The sequence below is a fragment of the Streptomyces sp. NPDC048473 genome (assembly GCF_043200155.1).
Lineage (GTDB): Bacteria > Actinomycetota > Actinomycetes > Streptomycetales > Streptomycetaceae > Streptomyces.
On sequence record NZ_JBICXE010000005.1, the window covers coordinates 108153 to 126652 of the forward strand.

Annotated in this window: 10 protein-coding genes and 1 pseudogene; 6 read left to right on the forward strand and 5 right to left on the reverse strand. The window is 69.4% G+C overall.

Going from position 1 to position 18500, the window contains the following annotated elements:
- Positions 1-10: 10 nt before the first annotated feature.
- Positions 11-1507 (reverse strand): MFS transporter, encoded by a 1497-nt coding sequence (locus ACGFU7_RS11000; RefSeq protein WP_393694898.1) that lies wholly within the window; start codon positions 1505-1507, stop codon positions 11-13.
- A 250-nt stretch (positions 1508-1757) separates the two neighbouring features.
- On the opposite strand from ACGFU7_RS11000, the gene ACGFU7_RS11005 reads away from it, so the two are divergent.
- Both ACGFU7_RS11005 and ACGFU7_RS11010 read left to right on the forward strand, forming a co-directional pair.
- Positions 1758-2672: a TetR/AcrR family transcriptional regulator C-terminal domain-containing protein gene (locus tag ACGFU7_RS11005; protein WP_393694426.1), complete on the forward strand. Its 915-nt coding sequence runs from the start codon at positions 1758-1760 to the stop codon at positions 2670-2672.
- Positions 2673-2836: 164 nt separating this feature from the next.
- The gene (locus ACGFU7_RS11010) at positions 2837-4867 is read left to right on the forward strand and encodes a M4 family metallopeptidase (protein ID WP_393694427.1); all 2031 of its coding nucleotides are present in this window, start codon (positions 2837-2839) and stop codon (positions 4865-4867) included.
- Between the two features lie 86 nt (positions 4868-4953).
- On the opposite strand, the gene ACGFU7_RS11015 is transcribed toward ACGFU7_RS11010, so the two are convergent.
- Both ACGFU7_RS11015 and glgP read right to left on the reverse strand, forming a co-directional pair.
- The gene (locus ACGFU7_RS11015) at positions 4954-6186 is read right to left on the reverse strand and encodes an alginate lyase family protein (RefSeq protein WP_393694429.1); all 1233 of its coding nucleotides are present in this window, start codon (positions 6184-6186) and stop codon (positions 4954-4956) included.
- A 201-nt stretch (positions 6187-6387) separates the two neighbouring features.
- Positions 6388-8991, reverse strand: coding sequence for an alpha-glucan family phosphorylase (gene glgP, locus ACGFU7_RS11020; RefSeq protein ID WP_393694430.1), 2604 nt, complete (start codon positions 8989-8991; stop codon positions 6388-6390).
- Positions 8992-9730: 739 nt separating this feature from the next.
- Here glgP and ACGFU7_RS11025 point away from each other — a divergent pair.
- The 4 genes from ACGFU7_RS11025 to glgB all read left to right on the forward strand — a co-directional run bounded on the left by ACGFU7_RS11025 (position 9731) and on the right by glgB (position 17700).
- A complete protein-coding gene (locus tag ACGFU7_RS11025; protein WP_393694432.1) occupies positions 9731-11782 on the forward strand; it encodes an alpha-1,4-glucan--maltose-1-phosphate maltosyltransferase in 2052 nt (683 codons plus the stop codon).
- The gene (gene treS / locus ACGFU7_RS11030) at positions 11779-13485 is read left to right on the forward strand and encodes a maltose alpha-D-glucosyltransferase (protein WP_393694434.1); all 1707 of its coding nucleotides are present in this window, start codon (positions 11779-11781) and stop codon (positions 13483-13485) included. The genes ACGFU7_RS11025 and treS overlap by 4 nt, the downstream gene beginning before the upstream one ends.
- 238 nt (positions 13486-13723) lie before the next feature.
- Positions 13724-15124 carry a maltokinase gene (locus ACGFU7_RS11035; protein ID WP_393694436.1) on the forward strand — a complete coding sequence of 467 codons (1401 nt, stop codon included), beginning with the start codon at positions 13724-13726 and terminating at the stop codon, positions 15122-15124.
- Between the two features lie 140 nt (positions 15125-15264).
- Positions 15265-17700, forward strand: coding sequence for a 1,4-alpha-glucan branching enzyme (gene glgB, locus ACGFU7_RS11040; RefSeq protein ID WP_393694438.1), 2436 nt, complete (start codon positions 15265-15267; stop codon positions 17698-17700).
- Positions 17701-17757: 57 nt separating this feature from the next.
- Here the strand turns inward: glgB and ACGFU7_RS11045 are convergent, their stop codons facing one another.
- On the reverse strand, positions 17758-17865 hold the full coding sequence (locus tag ACGFU7_RS11045; RefSeq protein WP_393694899.1) for a hypothetical protein: 108 nt from the start codon (positions 17863-17865) through the stop codon (positions 17758-17760).
- A 65-nt stretch (positions 17866-17930) separates the two neighbouring features.
- Positions 17931-18005: pseudogene (locus ACGFU7_RS11050) on the reverse strand (hypothetical protein); the annotation flags it as partial.
- Positions 18006-18500 lie beyond the last annotated feature (495 nt).

Here is an 18500-nt window from a genome sequence, read left to right on the forward strand (position 1 = left end):
GCGGCGGGCTTCACCGCGGCCGTTGCTTCTCCTCGGTACGGGTGCAGCTGCCCGCTCCGTCGGCCGGTGCGGAGCCCGTACCCCGGAGCAGGGCAATGGAGAGAACGGCGGCGCCGGCCATCGCGGCGGCGGCGCCGGCCGCGGCCATGTTCAGGCTGTGGGTGAAGGCCCGGAACGCGGTGGAGAGCACCGTGTCCCGCAGGTCGTCCGGAAGCTGCCGGGCCACCGCGACCGCGCCTCCCAGGGTCTCCCGCGCGGCGTCGGGCACGCCGGGCACCGTACTGCTCATGCCCCGGCCGTAGACGGCGGCGCCGACCGAACCGAGCATCGCCATCCCCAGGGCCCCGCCGAGCTCCTGACCCGATTCGAGGACGGCGGCGGCGGAGCCCGCGCGCTCGGGTGGCGCGGCTCCGAGGGCGAGTTCATTGGCGAGCGTCATCGCGGAGACCAGCCCGCCCGCGTAGACGGCAGACCCGGCGAGCGTCATCCAGAGCGGCGAGTGAGTCCCGGTCCGGGTGAGCGAGAGGAAGCCCGCGGCGGAGACCAGGAACCCGCCGGCCATGACGTATCCGCGGTCGAACCGCCGGGCGAGCGCCCCGCCCGCCGGGGCGGCGACCACGACTCCGAGGGACGGCACCAGGCTCCACATCGCCGCCTCGAAGGGGCTCTTGCCCAGGACGGACTGCACGTACTGGGAGAAGAACGCCGCGAATCCGACCGTTGCGGCCATGGCCAGCATGTTGACGAGGACCGATCCTCCGAAGGCGCGGCGGCGCAGAAGGGCGAGGTCGACCATCGGGTGGGCCAGGTGGGCCTGCCGTCGGAGGAAGACGAAGCCCAGGGCTGAGCCGACAGTGACGCCGAGGGCCGGCAGGGGCTGGTATCCGTGCTTGGCGAGCTCCTTGATGCCGTGGATCAGCGGCAGCAGCGCGGCGAGCGAGAGCACCGCGCTCAGGATGTCGAACCTGCCCTCGGCGGGGGTCCTGGACTCCGGCAGCAGCAGCGGTGCGAGGACGAGCAGGAGTGCCATCGCGGGCAGGTTGACGAGGAAGACGGAACCCCACCAGAAGTGTTCGAGCAGGGCGCCGCTGACGACCGGGCCGACGGAGATGCCGGTGGCCATCACGGTCGTCCACAGAGCGACCGCCCTGGCCCGCTGCCGCCGGTCGTGGAAGAGGTTGCGGACGAGGGCGAGAGTGGACGGCATGAGGCAGGCGCCGCCCACGCCGAGGAGCGCCCGGGCGGCGATCAGTGCCCCCGGGGACTCGGCGTAGGCGGCGGCGACCGAGGCCGCGGCGAAGAGGACCGTGCCGGTGATCAGTACGGTCCGGCGGCCGATGCGGTCGCCGAGCGCACCCATGGTGATGAGCAGTCCGGCGAGGACGAAGCCGTACATGTCGAGGATCCACAGCTGCTGGGTGGAGCCCGGTTCGAGGTCCGCGCAGATGGCGGGCAGGGCGTAGAAGAGGATGGAGACATCCATCGAGACGAAGAGCAGCGGCAGCATCAGCACGCCGAGCGCGGTCCATTCACGGCGTCCGGCGCGTGGAGCGGCGGGCTCGGGCGCGCCGGTGCCGGAGGCGGATACGGGTGGTGCCGGGATGTGCGGTCCTGAGGTCATGCCGGGAGCACAGCAGCCGCGCCGCGTACACCGCAAACACCGCTGCAGTGCACCTCCCGACCGTCTCGTGCGTCCCGCCATATCTCCCGAGTTGACGGTGCGTACGCCGTTTCCGGTGCACTAGTACAGTGCCTCCGTGCAGACCGAACCGCCCTACCTCGGCATCGCCGGTGAACTCCGTCGTCGGATCGTCTCCGGTGAGCTCGCCCCGGGCGACCGGGTGCCCTCCACCCGTGCGATCGTCCAGGAGTGGGGTGTCGCCATGGCGACCGCCACCAAGGCACTGTCGGTGCTGCGCGGCGAAGGTCTCGTACGGGCGGTGCCGGGCGTCGGCACGGTCGTCGTCGAGCGTCGCGCTCCGGGGCCTGCCGGCCCGGGGAGCGGCCCTGCCCTGAGCCGTGAGCGCATTGTGCGTACCGCCATCGAACTGGCCGACGCCGAAGGGCTGACCGCGGTGTCCATGCGCCGGGTCGCGACCACGCTGTCCACCTCCACCATGGCGCTGTACCGCCATGTGCCGGGCAAGGCCGAGCTGGTGCGGCTGATGTCGGACGAGGTCCTCGGTGAACGCCCGCTGGGCGCCGTGCCCCGCGACTGGCGGTCGGGGCTGGAACTCGCCGCCCGGTGGCTCCGGTCGGTGTACGGGCGCCATCCGTGGATGGCGCAGGCCATGGCCTCCTTCACCCGGCCGACGGCGTCTCCGCGCGCGATGCGGTATACGGAGTGGGTGCTGCACGCTCTGTCGGGCTCCGGGTTCTCGCCGCACACGATGCTGCACATCCATCTCACGCTGTTCGCCCATGTCCAGGGGCTGGCCATGGCCGCCGACATGGAGGCACAGGCGCGTCAGGACACCGGGCTGTCCGACGCGGAGTGGATGGTAAGAAATGAGCCACAGTTCGACGCCATCTCGGCCAGTGGCGACTACCCGCTCCTCAACTCGGTATTCGAACACGATGAGTTCGAGCTCGACCTGGACACACTCTTCGAATTCGGGCTGCGGCGGACACTGGACGGCATCGCGGTGATGATCGGCGAAACGTCCGCTTAACGAACATGACTTTTCCGGCAACGGACGAATTCCGGCCAACTTGTTGACGCGGTCCTGACAGGACCGTCTTCCGGCTGAGACTCTTCACCCCGTTCTGCGCACTTCTCGCTCTTCCCGGACGGCTCACCCGGCCGCCGGTACCCCCCATCGCAGAAGGAGTCCGCGTGAGATCCACGCCCAGCCGTCGTGCCACCGCGACCGGCGCTCTGATAGCCGCAGCAGCTCTCCTCGCCGTCGGAGTCCAGTCCGGTACGGCCACTGCCACTCCCGGCAGCGCCACCGCAGCGGTACCGGCGGCCGCCGGCGCCGACCACGGTGCCCTGGCCAAGCAGCTCACCCCGTCCAAGCGCGCCGAGCTCATCCACGAGGCCGACGCGACCAAGGCGGCCACGGCCAAGGAGCTCGGTCTCGGCTCGCAGGAGAAGCTCGTCGTCAAGGACGTCATCCAGGACAACGACGGCACCACGCACACGCGTTACGAGCGCACCTTCGCCGGACTTCCGGTGCTCGGCGGCGACCTGGTCGTCCAGGAGACCAAGGCCGGCGCGACCGAGGGCGTGACCAAGGCGTCCAAGGTCACCAGCGGCCAGCTGAAGGCTGTGGACACGGCGGCCGACGTCGCGCCCGCCGCTGCCGAGAAGCAGGCGCTCGGGCTCGCCAAGGCCGACGGCTCCAAGAAGACCGAGGCCGACCGGGCACCCCGCAAGGTGGTCTGGATGGCGCAGGGCAAGCCGCAGCTCGCCTACGAGACCGTCGTCGGCGGTCTCCAGGACGACGGCACCCCGAACCAGCTGCACGTCATCACCGACGCCACCACCGGCGCGAAGCTGTACGAGTGGCAGGGCATCGAGAACGGCACCGGCAACACCGAGTACAGCGGCCAGGTCACCCTCGGCACCGCACCCTCGTACACGCTGACCGACACGGGCCGCGGCAACCACAAGACGTACAACCTGAACCACGGCACGTCCGGCACCGGGACGCTCTTCTCCGGCTCCGACGACGTCTGGGGCGACGGCACCGCGCAGAACGCCGAGACGGCGGCCGCGGACGCGCACTACGGCGCGGCCGAGACCTGGGACTACTACAAGAACGTGCAGGGCCGCACCGGTATCCGGGGCGACGGCGTCGGTGCGTACTCCCGCGTCCACTACGGCAACAACTACGTCAACGCCTTCTGGGACGACAGCTGCTTCTGCATGACGTACGGCGACGGCAGCGGCAACGCGAGCCCGCTGACCTCCCTCGACGTGGCCGCGCACGAGATGACGCACGGTGTCACCTCCGCCACCGCCGACCTGGTCTACAGCGGTGAGTCCGGTGGCCTCAACGAGGCGACCAGCGACATCTTCGCCACCGCGGTCGAGTTCTACGCCAACAACGCCACCGACAAGGGCGACTACCTCATCGGTGAGAAGATCGACATCAACGGCGACGGCACCCCGCTGCGCTACCAGGACAAGCCGAGCCGGGACGGCGCGTCCAAGGACGCCTGGTACTCGGGCATCGGCAACGTCGACGTCCACTACTCCTCGGGCCCGGCGAACCACTTCTTCTACCTGCTCTCCGAGGGCAGCGGCGCCAAGGTCATCAACGGCGTCTCGTACGACTCCCCGACCTCCGACGGTCTGCCGGTGACCGGCATCGGCCGCGACAAGGCCGCCCTGATCTGGTTCAAGGCGCTCACCACCAAGTTCACCTCCACGACGAACTACGCGGCGGCCCGCACCGGTACCCTCGCCGCGGCCGGTGAGCTGTACGGCACGACCAGCGCCGAGTACAAGTCCGTCGCCGACGCCTGGGCCGGCATCAACGTCGGCTCGCGCCCCGGCGGCACCGACCCCGGCGGCACGGTCTTCGAGAACACCACCGCCGTCGCCATCCCGGACCACGGCTCGGCCGTCACCAGCTCGGTCAACGTCACCGGCCGCACGGGCAACGCGCCCAGCACCCTCAAGGTCGGCGTGGACATCACCCACACCTGGCGCGGTGACCTGGTCATCGACCTCGTCGCCCCGGACGGCACGGCCTACCGGCTGAAGAACTCCTCGTCCAGCGACTCGGCGGACAACGTCCAGACGACCTACACGGTCAACGCCTCCTCCGAGGTGGCCAACGGCACCTGGAAGCTCAAGGTCCAGGACGTCTACTCGGGCGACACCGGCAAGATCAACAGCTTCAAGCTGACCTTCTGAACCCGGAGCCGGGCCTGACCCGGCCGAACCGCCCGGGAGGAGCGCACGCTCCTCCCGGGCGGTTTCCTGTCTGCGGCAGGTGCCGGTCAGTTGGGGTTGTTCGCGTGGGTCAGGGTCTCCCAGGCGACGAACAGGTTGTTGGACCCGGCGGGCCGCTGCTGCTCGGTGAGGGTCTGGGTGTTGGTCATGGCGATGCCCATCCGGTTGTGCAGGGCGTTGAAGCCGACCTCGGTGACCGGGCCGAGGCTGTCCTTGAGCGTGCCACCGCACAGCGTCGACGGGACTGCCGCGCCCAGCTGGTACTTGGCATGCAGTCCCAGTGCGTGGCGCAGACGGTCGGCGATCTCGGGGTAGAGGTCCTGGCCCTGGATACGGCTGGTCTCGGCGATGTGGGAGATGGCGGAGAGCCCGTATCCGGTGTGGGTGAGATCGCGGCAGGTTTCCTGGGAGAGGCCGTCCATGAAGGTCGTCTGGCCCTGCCAGTAGTTGATGATCTCGTCGCGGGTGTCGAGGCCGCTGCCCGGCGCGGTCTTCGGCAGGGCGCCGTCGGAGGTCAGATAGATGTACGCGGGGACGCGTCCGCGGAACTTGGCGACCGCCTTGTCGTAGGAGGTTCGGTCCTCCAGGAAGACCGCGATGCCGATCGCGGCCTCGGTCATGCTCAGCTCCCAGTTCCCGTTGCTGTTGGAGCCGTTGATGACCTTCGGGAGGTAGACGTTGCGCAGCATGGTGGCGAAGCGGCCGGAGTTCGGCCAGCTGCTGTAGGTGTACTTGATGATCTCGGCGGCGCGCGGCCAGGAGGAACCGGCCCAGCCGGTCTGGAGGGGGGCGTTGCTGTTGGTGTGGTCCTGGATCACGGCCGACCAGGCGTCCATGATCTCGACGGCCTTCGTGGCGTAGCGGCTGTCCTGGCTGATGTACCAGGCCAGCGAGAGCGTGTACGCGGCGATCGCGTCCTCGCGCTCGTCGGTGCAGCCGTAGTTGGGATTGGAATACGAGCCGCACTCGACGACGGCGCGCGGCTTGGCGGTACGGCTGAGCGATGCGTACGTGCTGGCCAGCATCCGGTCGTACGCGCTCTTCCAGGGCTCGGTGCCGGCCTGCACCTTCTCTCGTACGAAGTCGAGTTGGGGGCGGCTGACGAGGACGCCGGGGTGGGTGAAGGTGGCGGGGGCAGCAGCCGCGGCGGGCCTCATCGCCGAGGGGTTCGCGGTGGGGGCGGCTCTGTCCGCCGATGCCGGGGCCATGAAGAGCACGGTGATCAGCGAGGCGAGGGCGGTGGCGAGACCGGGGCCTCTTCGAAAAGTTCCGGTGCGCATGTGGGGTGCCTTCCGGTACGGGGGTGGTCCGGCAACTCGCCCGACAGCCAACGAAGTTCACGGATATGGACATCGAATCGAGTTGTGAACTCTGCAATGAGTGAGGAACTTAAAGGCATCCCATGGACACGTCAAGGCATTGGGTTCAGACAACGAAGGGGCCCGGCACCGCACAGGTGCCGGGCCCCACGGGACGGCGGGTCAGCGCATCAGCAGGCCCGCGCCGTCCCCCGTCGACTCCGTGGGCAGTGCCACCAGGCCGAGCTCCGCGCTGGTCGCCAGCAGCGGATGGGCGGGGAGCACCCGCACCGTGTAGCCGTACGGCCCGGTGCGGTCGAGGGCCAGCGGACCGTCGTAGAGCCAGCGGCCCTCCAGGTCCTGGCCCCCGGCGGGCTTCAGCGGGAAGACCTGGGCATCCGAGATCCCGTCGGCGGCGTCCACCCGGCCGGCCACCGCCTGCACCTCCACATCGTCGGGTTCCAGCACCCCGAGGGCGATCCGGACCCGTAGCACCAGCGTCGACCCCAGCTCGGCCTGGCCGCCCGCCGTGCTGGGCGCCACGGCCTCCACATGGTCGACGGCGACGCGCGGCCAGGCGGCGCGGACCCTGGCCTTCCAGTCGGCGAGCTGCCGGGCCGTACCGGGCTCCAGTGCACGCTGGGCGATCGCGGCGGGCGCGTACAGCCGTTCCACGTACTCGGACACCATGCGCCCCGCCAGAACCTTGGGCCCGAGGGTGCCCAGCGTGCGGCGGACCATCTCGATCCAGCGCTCGGGGAGCCCTTCGCCGCCCCGGTCGTAGAAGCGCGGCGCGACCCTGTCCTCGATCAGCTCGTAGAGGGCATTGGCCTCCAGATCGTCCCGGCGGTCCTCGTCCAGGGCCAGACCGTCGGCCGTGGGGATCGCCCATCCGAAGTCCGGCTCGAACCACTCGTCCCACCAGCCGTCGAGGACCGAGAGATTGAGGCAGCCATTGAGCGCGGCCTTCATGCCGCTCGTACCACAGGCCTCCAGGGGGCGCAGCGGGTTGTTGAGCCAGACGTCGCAGCCCGGGTAGAGCTTCTGCGCCATGGCCATCCCATAGTCCGGCAGGAACACGATGCGATGGCGCACCCGCGGATCGTCGGAGAACCGCACCAGCTCCCGCACCAGCCGCTTTCCGCTGTCGTCGGCGGGGTGGGCCTTGCCGGCGACCACGATCTGGATCGGGCGGTCCGGGTGGAGCAGCAGTTCCCTCAGCCGGTCGCGGTCGCGCAGCATCAGCGTCAGCCGCTTGTACGAGGGCACCCGCCGGGCGAAGCCGATCGTCAGCACGTCCGGGTCCAGCACGCTGTCGATCCAGCCGAGTTCGGCCGCTTCCGCGCCCCGGGTGCGCCATGAGGCGTAGAGCCGCTCGCGCACCTCGGTGACCAGTTGTCCGCGCAGGGCCCGCCGCAGGTCCCAGAGTTCCCGGTCCGGGACATCGGCGGCGGAGTCCCAGCGTCCGGGAGTGCCGCCGTATCCCTTGCGCAGCCGGAGGATCTCGGGCGCGACCCAGGTGGGTGCGTGGACCCCGTTGGTCACCGAGGTGATCGGCACCTCCGCCGCGTCGAAGCCCGGCCAGAGACCGGCGAACATCTCGCGGCTGACCGACCCGTGGAGGGTGGAGACGCCGTTGGCCCGCTGGGCGAGCCGCAGCCCCATCACCGCCATATTGAAGAGCTCGGGCTCGCCGCCGGGGTAGGTCTCCATGCCCAGTTGCAGGATGCGTTCGACGCCCACTCCCGGGAGTTCGCCGTCGTCCCCGAAGTGCCGGGCGACGAGCTCACGGTCGAACCGGTCGATCCCGGCGGGCACGGGCGTGTGGGTGGTGAAGACAGTGCCGGCCCGCACGGACTCCACCGCGGAGTCGAAGTCGAGGCCGGTGCCGGAGAGTTCACGGATGCGTTCGAGTCCGAGGAAGCCGGCGTGGCCCTCGTTGGTGTGGAACACCTCCGGCGCCGGATGCCCCGTGAGGCGGCAGTACGTCCGCACGGCCCGTACGCCGCCGATGCCGAGGAGCATCTCCTGGAGCAGCCGGTGCTCGCTGCCGCCGCCGTACAGCCGGTCGGTCACCTCGCGCTCGCCCGGCGCGTTCTCCTCCACGTCGGAGTCGAGCATCAGCAGCGGTACGCGTCCCACCTGGGCCTGCCAGATGTGGGCGTGCAGCGAACGGCCACCGGGAAGGGCCAGCACCACTCGGCTCGGGGTGCCGTCGGCTTCGCGGATCAGAGTGAGCGGCAGCTCGTTCGGGTCGAGTACGGGATAGTGCTCCTGCTGCCAGCCGTCACGGGACAGGCTCTGGCGGAAGTAGCCGTGCCGGTAGAGCAGGCCGACCGCGATGAGGGGGACGCCCAGATCGCTGGCGGCCTTGAGATGGTCGCCGGCGAGAATGCCGAGTCCGCCGGAGTACTGGGGCAGTGCGGCGGTCACCCCGAACTCGGGTGAGAAGTAGGCAATGGCGGCCGGCAGCTCTGCCCCCTGGGCCAGCCGTTCCTGGTACCACCTGGGACCGTCCAGGTAGTCCCGCAGGTCTGCGGACACCTCGGTCAGCCGGTGCAGGAACTGCTGGTCCAGGGCCAGCTCGGCGAGTCGCCCGGCGGATACGGCACCGAGCAGCCGCACCGGGTCGCATTCCGCCGTCCGCCGGATCTCCGGGTCGACGGCCTGGAAGAGCTCACGGGTCTCGGTGTGCCAGGACCAGCGCAGATTGCGGGCGAGGTCGCTGAGCGGTTGAAGGGGGTCGGGGAGGACGGGACGCACGGTGAATCGACGAATGGCCTTCACGTATTCCACCTTTACAGGGGACGTACGAATCCGAGGGGACGCACCACGGTGTGCGCCTCTCCGTCACCCTCGACGTTAACGGTGGGCCGTGCGCCGCAGCCACGGCGCGCGACCGGCTTACAGCGCGTCGAGCCGGCCGGGTCGCCCGCCCCGCTTCCGCCCCGTGGCGATCTCCGCCCCGCCCGCCCCCACCTCATCCGTACCCGGGGCCCCGAACGGCCGGTCCAGGCACATCCGCCACATAGGTAATGGCCGATTCCATCCCCTCGTTCGGTCTTGTGGCACTTCACACCAAGGGGAAAGCTGCCCAGTGGCGTCCGGAGGGGCGCCGGCGAGCCCCGCGCACGCGGGGCGGCGCCCGGCGCATTCAGGTCGTCACAGATACGCCCGAGTAGTTAACACACCACCGGATTGGCCCCCCGGGAAGCATGGGAAGGCTTCTCCGGTACACAGCCCGGGTGCATCCCGGGACCACGCGAATGCCGCCCGAATGCAGCATGAATGCGAGGCACCTGCGGGACCGGTGTTCATCCGGTTTACATCCGCGCAACACATCCGCGCCCCAGCAATTCGAGTGCCATTCGAGTGAATGCGGACAGGAGCGGCCATGCCCACACCCCATCAGCCGTCAACGGAGCAGCTAGAAAGGACGGACCCCATCGGTCGCGGTGCGCGTATTCCGCCCTCCGCGGCCGCGTCGCGCCCCGTTCAGCCCGAGCTCCAGTCCCCAGGTGATTCCATGATCGGTCGCATTCCCGTCCTCGACGTCCGTCCCCTCGTCGACTGCGGCAGAAGGCCCGCCAAGGCCGTTGTCTCAGAGACCTTCCAGGTCACCGCGACCATCTTCCGCGAGGGCCATGACGCCGTCGCCGCCAATGTGGTCCTGCTGGATCCGAACGGGCGCCCAGGGCCCTGGACACCGATGCGGGAGCTCGCTCCCGGCACCGACCGCTGGGGCGCCGACGTCACCCCGGTCACCGAGGGCCGCTGGACGTATACGGTCGAGGCCTGGAGCGACCCGGTCACCACCTGGCGGCAGCACGCCCTGATCAAGATCCCGGCGGGGATCGACACTGCGCTCGTCCTGGTGGAGGGCGCCGAGCTGTACGAGCGGGCCGCCGCGGGCGTACCCAAGCGGGACGGGCGCGAGGCGGTGCTGGACGCGGCCGACGCACTGCGCGACGAGTCCCGCCCGGCCGCCACCCGGCTCGCCGCGACGCTCGCCCCCGAGGCGCAGGCCGCGCTCGCCCGTCACCCGCTGCGCGAACTGGTCACGGTGTCCCGCCCACTTCCTCTGGTGGTCGAGCGCCGGCGAGCCCTGTTCGGTTCCTGGTACGAGCTGTTCCCCCGCTCGGAGGGCGCCAGGGTCGAACCGGCCAAACCGGCCGGGGCGAAGAAGAAGGGCAGGGCGGGGAAGGCGGGAAAGACGGCGGAAGCGCCGGCAAGGATCATCAGCGGCACCTTCCGTACGGCTGCCGAGCGGCTTCCCGCGGTCGCCGCCATGGGTTTCGACGTCGTCTATCTCCCGCCCATCCACCCCATCGGAACCACCCACCGCAAGGGCCCCAACAATTCGCTGTCCCCTGCTCCCCACGACGTGGGCGTGCCCTGGGCGATCGGCTCGGCAGAGGGCGGTCACGACGCCGTCCATCCCGAGCTGGGAACCCTCGACGACTTCGATCATTTCGTCGAGACCGCCCGCACCCTGCGCATGGAGATCGCACTGGATTTCGCACTCCAGTGTTCTCCCGACCACCCCTGGGTCGAGAAACACCCCGAGTGGTTCCACCACCGCGCCGACGGCACCATCGCCTACGCCGAGAATCCGCCGAAGAAATACCAGGACATCTATCCGATCGCGTTCGACAAGGATCTGCACGGCCTGGTCACGGAGACGTCGCGCATTCTGCGCTTCTGGATGGATCACGGGGTACGGATCTTCCGCGTCGACAATCCGCACACCAAACCGGTGATCTTCTGGGAGAAGGTGATCGCCGATATCAACCGGACCGACCCGGATGTGATCTTCCTCGCCGAGGCATTCACCCGGCCCGCCATGATGAAAACGCTCGCCGCCATCGGCTTCCAGCAGTCGTACACGTATTTCACCTGGCGCAACACCAAGCAGGAAATCACCGAGTACGTCACGGAGCTGTCGGGCGAATCCGCCTCCTGCATGCGGCCCAACTTCTTCGTGAACACCCCGGACATCCTGCCGGGTTACCTCCAGGACGGGGGCCGCCCGGCCTTCGAGGCGCGGGCCGTGCTCGCCGCGACGCTCTCCCCGGCCTGGGGTGTGTACGCGGGGTACGAGCTGTGCGAGAACACCCCGGTCCGGCCCGGCAGCGAGGAGTACATCGACTCGGAGAAGTACGAAATCCGGCCCAGGAACTGGGAGTCGGCGGAGCGCGAAGGCCGTTCGCTGGCCCCGCTCATCACCTCGCTCAACCGCATCAGGCGCCGCCACCCGGCGTTGCAGCAGCTGCGCGATGTGCACTTCCACTCCGCCGACAACGACGCGTTGATCGCGTACAGCAAGCGTTCGGGGCCGAACATCGTTCTGGTGGTCGTCAACCTCGACCCGCACCACACCCAGGAGGCCACGGTCTCGTTGGACATGCCGCAACTCGGCCTCGACTGGCACGAGAGCGTGCCGGTGCGCGACGAGCTCACCGGCGATACCTATCACTGGGGCAGGACCTTCTATGTGCGCCTAGAGCCGGGCGTCACGCCCGCGCACATCGTCGTCCTGCGACCGTCCCCGCCGACCGGAGGGTCACCCACACCATGATCGTCAATGAGCCTGTCCACGACCTGTTCGAGGACACCCCGGCCAAGGACCGCGATCCCGACTGGTTCAAGCGCGCCGTTTTCTACGAGGTCCTCGTCCGGTCCTTCCAGGACTCCAACGGCGACGGCATCGGCGACCTCAAGGGCATCACCGCCAAGCTGGACTATCTGCAGTGGCTGGGCGTCGACTGCCTCTGGCTCCCGCCGTTCTTCAAGTCGCCGCTGCGCGACGGCGGCTACGACGTCTCCGACTACACCGCCGTGCTGCCGGAGTTCGGCGACCTGGCCGACTTCGTGGAGTTCGTCGACGCCGCGCACCAGCGCGGGATGCGCGTGATCATCGACTTCGTCATGAACCACACGAGCGATCAGCACGACTGGTTCCAGCAGTCCCGCACGGACCCGGAAGGGCCGTACGGCGACTACTACGTCTGGGCCGACGACGACAAGCAGTTCCCGGACGCCCGGATCATCTTCGTCGACACGGAGACGTCCAACTGGACCTTCGACCCGGTGCGCAAGCAGTACTACTGGCACCGGTTCTTCTCCCACCAGCCCGATCTCAACTACGAGAACCCGGCGGTGCAGGAGGAGATCATCTCCGCGCTGCGCTTCTGGCTGGACCTCGGAATCGACGGATTCCGCGTGGACGCCGTGCCGTATCTCTACCAGCGGGAGGGCACCAACTGCGAGAACCTCCCGGAGACACACGACTTCCTCAAGCGGGTCCGCAAGGAGATCGACGCGAACTACCCGGACACCGTGCTGCTCGCCGAGGCCAATCAGTGGCCGGAGGACGTCGTCGACTACTTCGGCGAGTTCCAGGCCGGCGGCGACGAGTGCCACATGGCGTTCCACTTCCCCGTGATGCCACGGATCTTCATGGCCGTGCGGCGCGAGAGCCGCTACCCGGTCTCCGAAATCCTGGCGAAGACACCGGCGATCCCGAAGAACTGTCAGTGGGGCATCTTCCTGCGCAACCACGACGAGCTCACCCTCGAAATGGTCACGGACGAAGAGCGCGACTACATGTACGCGGAGTACGCCAAGGATCCACGGATGCGGGCCAACATCGGTATCCGGCGGCGCCTGGCACCCCTGCTGGACAACGACCGCAACCAGATCGAACTCTTCACGGCGCTGCTCCTGTCCCTGCCCGGATCCCCGATCCTCTACTACGGGGACGAGATCGGGATGGGCGACAACATCTGGCTGGGCGACCGGGATGCCGTACGCACTCCGATGCAGTGGACGCCCGACCGGAACGCCGGGTTCTCCTCCAGTGATCCCGGGCGGCTCTACCTCCCCACGATCATGGATCCGGTCTACGGCTACCAAGTCACCAATGTCGAGGCGGCGATGGCCTCCCCGTCGTCGCTGCTGCACTGGACGCGGCGGATGATCGAGATCCGTAAGCAGAATCACGCTTTCGGTCTCGGCTCGTACAGCGAACTGCCGTCGTCGAACCCCGCCGTGCTCGCCTTCACCCGGGAGCACGGGGACGATCTCGTGCTGTGCGTGCACAACTTCTCGCGGTTCGCGCAGCCGACGGAGCTGGATCTAAGGTCGTTCAACGGGCGTCATCCGGTGGAGCTGATCGGTGGGGTGCGCTTCCCCGCCATCGGTCAGTGGCCCTACCTGCTGACTCTCGCGGGACACGGGTTCTACTGGTTCCGGCTGCGCAAGGACGTGCCACCGAGCTGACCGGGCGTCACTTCGCACCATCAACCGCGGGGCGGTTACCGCCGCCCCGCACGGGGCACTCTCTCCCACATCGAGCACTTCCGGGCCCTTCCGGGCCTCATCTGGCGTTTCGATCCCTTCGAGTCGAGTCCGTACGGACCATCCTGACCCGACACGTCCCGCACAGCCGGACAGCTATTGCCGCAATCCGGGACACTCTTCGCATCCTGTGGTGTGCCCGGGGAAAGGACGCGATGCCATGTCGGAGGCTGCATCCACTCGGGTCGCCCTGACTGACAGCACAGCCCTGCTCCCGTCTCTCGCCCCTCTGCTGCACGAATGGCTGCCCCGGCAGCGGTGGTTCGCGGGCAAGGGGCGGCCGATCACCGCGTTCTCGCTGGTGTCGGCGACCGAGATACTGCCGGTGGGCAGCGATGTGGTCGGCGCCCGGACCGGGACCGGACTGCTCCATCTGCTGGTCCGGGTCCACCAGCCCTCCATGCCCGCGCAGTCGCCGGACGACTGCTATCAACTGCTGCTCGGCGTAAGGTCCGCGCTGCCGCCGCGACTGGCGCCCGCACTCATCGGTCATGTGGCCAAAGGACCGCTCGCCGGCTGCACCGTCTACGAGGGACTGCACGACCCGCGCCTCGCCGAACTCCTGCTGGAACGGTTCCGTACCCCCGGCACCCTCGGCTCCCTGCGCTTCGACCGGGGCGGCGCCCCCATCGCCGCGGGGCTGGCGCCGCGCGTGCTCGACACGGAGCAGTCCAACACCTCACTCGTCTACGGCAACGCCTACATCCTCAAGATCTTCCGCCGGATCTTCCCCGGCACCAACCCCGATCTGGAACTGCCGCTCGCGCTCGCGCGCGAGGGCTGCGGACGGGTGCCCGCCCCCGTCGCCTGGTTCGAGGCCACCACCCCTCAGCCGCTCACCCTCGGCGTCCTGCAGCCGTTCCTGCGCGGCGCCGAGGACGGCTGGCAGCTCGCCCTGCACGCCCTCGCCTCGGGCCGCGACTTCACCGTCGAGGCCCACGCGCTCGGCAGGGCCACCGCCGAGGTGCACACCGCGCTGGCCGCCGCCCTGCCGACGCCCGCCCTGCACCGCTCCCAGACCGAGCATCTCGCCGCCGCGATGGTGCAGCGGCTGGAAGCCGCCGCGCAGGCGGTGCCGGCGCTCGTGCCGTACGTCCCCGGGCTGCGTACCGCCTTCGACGCGGTGGCCGCACTGGGTCACCGGGGTCACAACTGGGCGGCCCAGCGGGTCCACGGCGATCTCCATCTCGGCCAGACGCTGCGCGCGGCCGACGGTTTCTGGTCACTGATCGACTTCGAGGGCGAACCGGCCAAGCCACTGCCCGAGCGCCGCCGTCCGCAGCCTCCGGTGCGCGACATCGCCGGCATGCTCCGCTCCTTCGACTACGCGGCCCGCTCGCACCGCCCGTGGAACGCCGACTGGGCGGCACGCTGCCGGACCGCCTACTGCGAGGGGTACGCCAAAACCTCGGGCGTCGACCCGCGCAGCGAACCGGAGTTGTTGCGCGCCCATGAGACCGACAAGGCGGTGTACGAGGTGCTGTACGAGGCACGGCACCGGCCCGACTGGCTTCCGGTCCCGATGGCGGCGATCCACCGTCTGGCCGCCGTCGCCGACTGACGGCCCGGGTGCCGCCGCCCGTCAGCGGACCCGCCGTCGTCGCACCCGCACCCCGTCCCGCCCTGCCTCGTCCGTCCCCGCTGTTCCGCCCTGTCCGGCCCTGTTCCGCCCCGACAACACCCTCCGAGGAGGCTGTCCCCGTGACCGCCCGCAAGCCGTCCCGCAAAACACCCGCCGCCACCGAGGCCCCTCAAATCCCCCTGCTCACACCGGACGCGACGGCACCCCCCGCGGCCTCGGAGGAGGTGGCCACCCCGCCCTCCTCGGAACCGGCCGCCCCGGCCGAGCGGAAGAAGCCGGCGGGCAAGCGAGCTGCCGGAACCGGTGACAGTGCCGCGCCACCACGTGCCCGCGGGGGCACCGGCAGCCAGGGAGTGCGACAGGCGCGCCCCCTCGACGACGGCGACCGGGGCCGGCTGCTCGCCGGTGAGCACCATGCCCCGCACGACCTGCTCGGCGCCCACATGGTCCGCGGCGGTGTGACCTTCCGGGTGCTGCGCCCGTACGCACAGTCCGTGACCGTGCTCGCCAAGGGGCTGCGGGCACAGCTGCACGACGACGGCGACGGCCTCTTCTCCGGGCTGCTGCCGATGCCCTCGCTCCCCGAATACCAGCTCCTGGTCGCCTACGAGGACAACGAGACCGAGGTGCAGGATCCGTACCGTTTCCTGCCCGCGCTCGGCGATCTCGATCTGCATCTGATCGGCGAGGGACGCCACGAAGAGCTGTGGACCGCCCTCGGCGCGCAGCCCATGGAACACCAGGGGGTCGCGGGCACCCGGTTCACCGTCTGGGCCCCCAACGCCCGCGGTGTGCGGGTCATCGGGGACTTCAACTACTGGGACGGCACCGGCTTCCCGATGCGTTCGCTCGGCTCCAGCGGGGTGTGGGAGCTGTTCCTGCCCGCGATCGGGGAGGGCACGCTCTACAAGTTCGACATCTGCCGCCCGGACGGTTCGCACACCAAACGGGCCGATCCGATGGCCCGCCGTACCGAGGTACCGCCCTCCACCGCTTCGATCGTGACGGCCTCGCACCATGAGTGGCAGGACCAGGGATGGATGGCGCACCGGGGGGACGTACCGGTGCACGAGGCGCCGTTCTCCGTGTACGAGGTGCATCTGCCGTCCTGGCGGCCGGGACTTTCGTACCGTCAGCTGGCCTCCCAACTCCCTGCGTACGTAAGGGATCTCGGGTTCACACATGTGGAGCTGATGCCGGTCTCCGAGCATCCCTTCGGCGGTTCCTGGGGCTATCAGGTCACCGGTTTCTACGCCCCGACGTCACGCATGGGCACACCGGACGACTTCCGTTTCCTCATCGACGCGCTGCACCGGGCCGGCATCGGTGTCATCGTCGACTGGGTGCCCGCGCACTTCCCGCGCGACGACTGGGCGCTCGCGGAGTTCGACGGCCGCCCGCTGTACGAGCACTCGGACCCGTCGCGGGCGGCACATCCCGACTGGGGCACGCTGGAGTTCGACTACGGGCGCACGGAGGTGCGCAACTTCCTTGTAGCCAATGCCACTTACTGGTGCGAGGAGTTCCACATCGACGGGCTGCGGGTCGACGCCGTCGCCTCGATGCTCTATCTCGACTACTCGCGCGAGGACGGGGAATGGTCCCCGAACGAGCGCGGCGGCCGGGAGAACCTGGATGCCGTCGCCTTCCTCCAGGAAATGAACGCAACCGTCTACCGACGCAATCCGGGCGTCGTCACCATCGCCGAGGAGTCCACCGCCTGGAACGGCGTCACCCGCGCCACCCACCACGTCGGCCCCGACGGTTTCGGCGGGCTCGGCTTCGGGCTGAAGTGGAACATGGGCTGGATGCACGACTCCTTGCAGTACGTGTCGAAGGAGCCGGTGCACCGCAAGTACCACCACAACGAGATGACCTTCTCGATGGTGTACGCGTACAGCGAGAACTACGTCCTGCCGATCTCGCACGACGAGGTGGTGCACGGAAAGCAGGCACTGGTCAGCAAGATGCCCGGCGACTGGTGGCAGCAGCGCGCCAACCACCGGGCGTACCTCGGCTTCATGTGGGCCCACCCGGGCAAGCAACTCCTCTTCATGGGCCAGGAGTTCGCGCAGGGGGCGGAGTGGTCCGAGGGGCACGGTCCGGACTGGTGGCTGCTCGACCCTTCGTACGAGGCGGAGAGCGACCACCGGGGCGTACGTACCCTGGTCGGCGACCTGAACGCGGTGTACGGCGCCACTCCCGCGCTCTGGCAGCGCGACACCGTTCCGGAGGGCTTCGACTGGGTGGACGGCGGTGCGGCCGAGGACAACGCCTTCGCCTTCCTGCGCTACGACGCGCACGGCTCGCCGCTGCTCGCCGTCAGCAATTTCTCCCCGGTGGTGCGGCACGACTACCGCATCGGTGTCCCGGACGTCCTCGGTGATCAGGTCGCGTGGGCGGAGGTCCTCAATACGGACGCCGCGCGGTACGGCGGCAGCGACGTACACCATCCCGGGCCGCTGAAGCCCGAGCGGGTGGCCGCGCACGGCCGGCCCGGCAGCATCCTGCTGACACTGCCGCCCCTGGCGACGGTCTGGCTGAAGCCGGTGTGATCCCGCCCGCGGGGCCCGCGACCACCTCCTGGTTGCGGGCCCCGCGCCATGCCCTGCTCAGCGGCTGAGCGCCTCGACCGTGCTCGCCCATGAATCGGCGCCGTGCCCCTTGGCGATCGCACGGTCACAGACGGCCTTGATCGCCTCCAGCCGGGGTGTGTCCAGCCCCCCCCCCTGCCGCGGGACGCGTGCAGCAGGTGATCGACACTCGCGGTCATCATGGCGAGGTTGGCACCCGCGCCGTTGTACTCCTTCGCATCGATGTCGGCCGCCGTCCCGGCCACGATGGGCGGCAGGATGTTCACGATGGTCCGCAGATACGGGGCGATGGCGGCAGCGGGGATGTTCTCGGCCCCGAACTGGCTCGTAACACCCGCTGCATCAAGCGGTACGAACGCCGCTTCCTGCGGCCGCTCGACGTCATGTCCTAGGCCAGGAGCCGGGCTTGGACGACTGCCCCGAACGCCATGGCATGGCCGTGCAATTCTTCGACACAATCGCCGTGGACTTGCTGCTCGGCGGCACGGGCGAGAAGGCCGACAGACGGACCAGGGACCAACGTCGCTTCTTTAGTCCGTGATCGATCAGGCAAGCCGGATTGGCCCGCGTTCTCCAGGGCCGGCCGCTCCGCGGCCGCCATCGCTGCGACGCCCTGCTGGCTCAGCAGCGCGACGAGCGTGCCCCGGCCGGGTGGATGCCGTTGGTTAATTCGCCCCGTCGAGTTGATGCTCGGCGGGGCGAGGTGCCAGGCCGGGCTCTGGGCCTGTCCCTGGCCCAGGCGTCGAGCCGGGCCAGGATCG

What these genes read in the sequence shown, in the direction of transcription:
- ACGFU7_RS11015 (WP_393694429.1), bottom strand. Translation starts at nt 6,186, where the DNA reads ATGCGCACCGGAACTTTTCGAAGAGGCCCCGGTCTCGCCACCGCCCTC.
- ACGFU7_RS11000 (WP_393694898.1), bottom strand. Translation starts at nt 1,507, where the DNA reads ATGCTGCCGCTGCTCTTCGTCTCGATGGATGTCTCCATCCTCTTCTAC.
- ACGFU7_RS11035 (WP_393694436.1), top strand. Translation starts at nt 13,724, where the DNA reads ATGTCGGAGGCTGCATCCACTCGGGTCGCCCTGACTGACAGCACAGCC.
- treS (WP_393694434.1), top strand. Translation starts at nt 11,779, where the DNA reads ATGATCGTCAATGAGCCTGTCCACGACCTGTTCGAGGACACCCCGGCC.
- ACGFU7_RS11025 (WP_393694432.1), top strand. Translation starts at nt 9,731, where the DNA reads ATGATCGGTCGCATTCCCGTCCTCGACGTCCGTCCCCTCGTCGACTGC.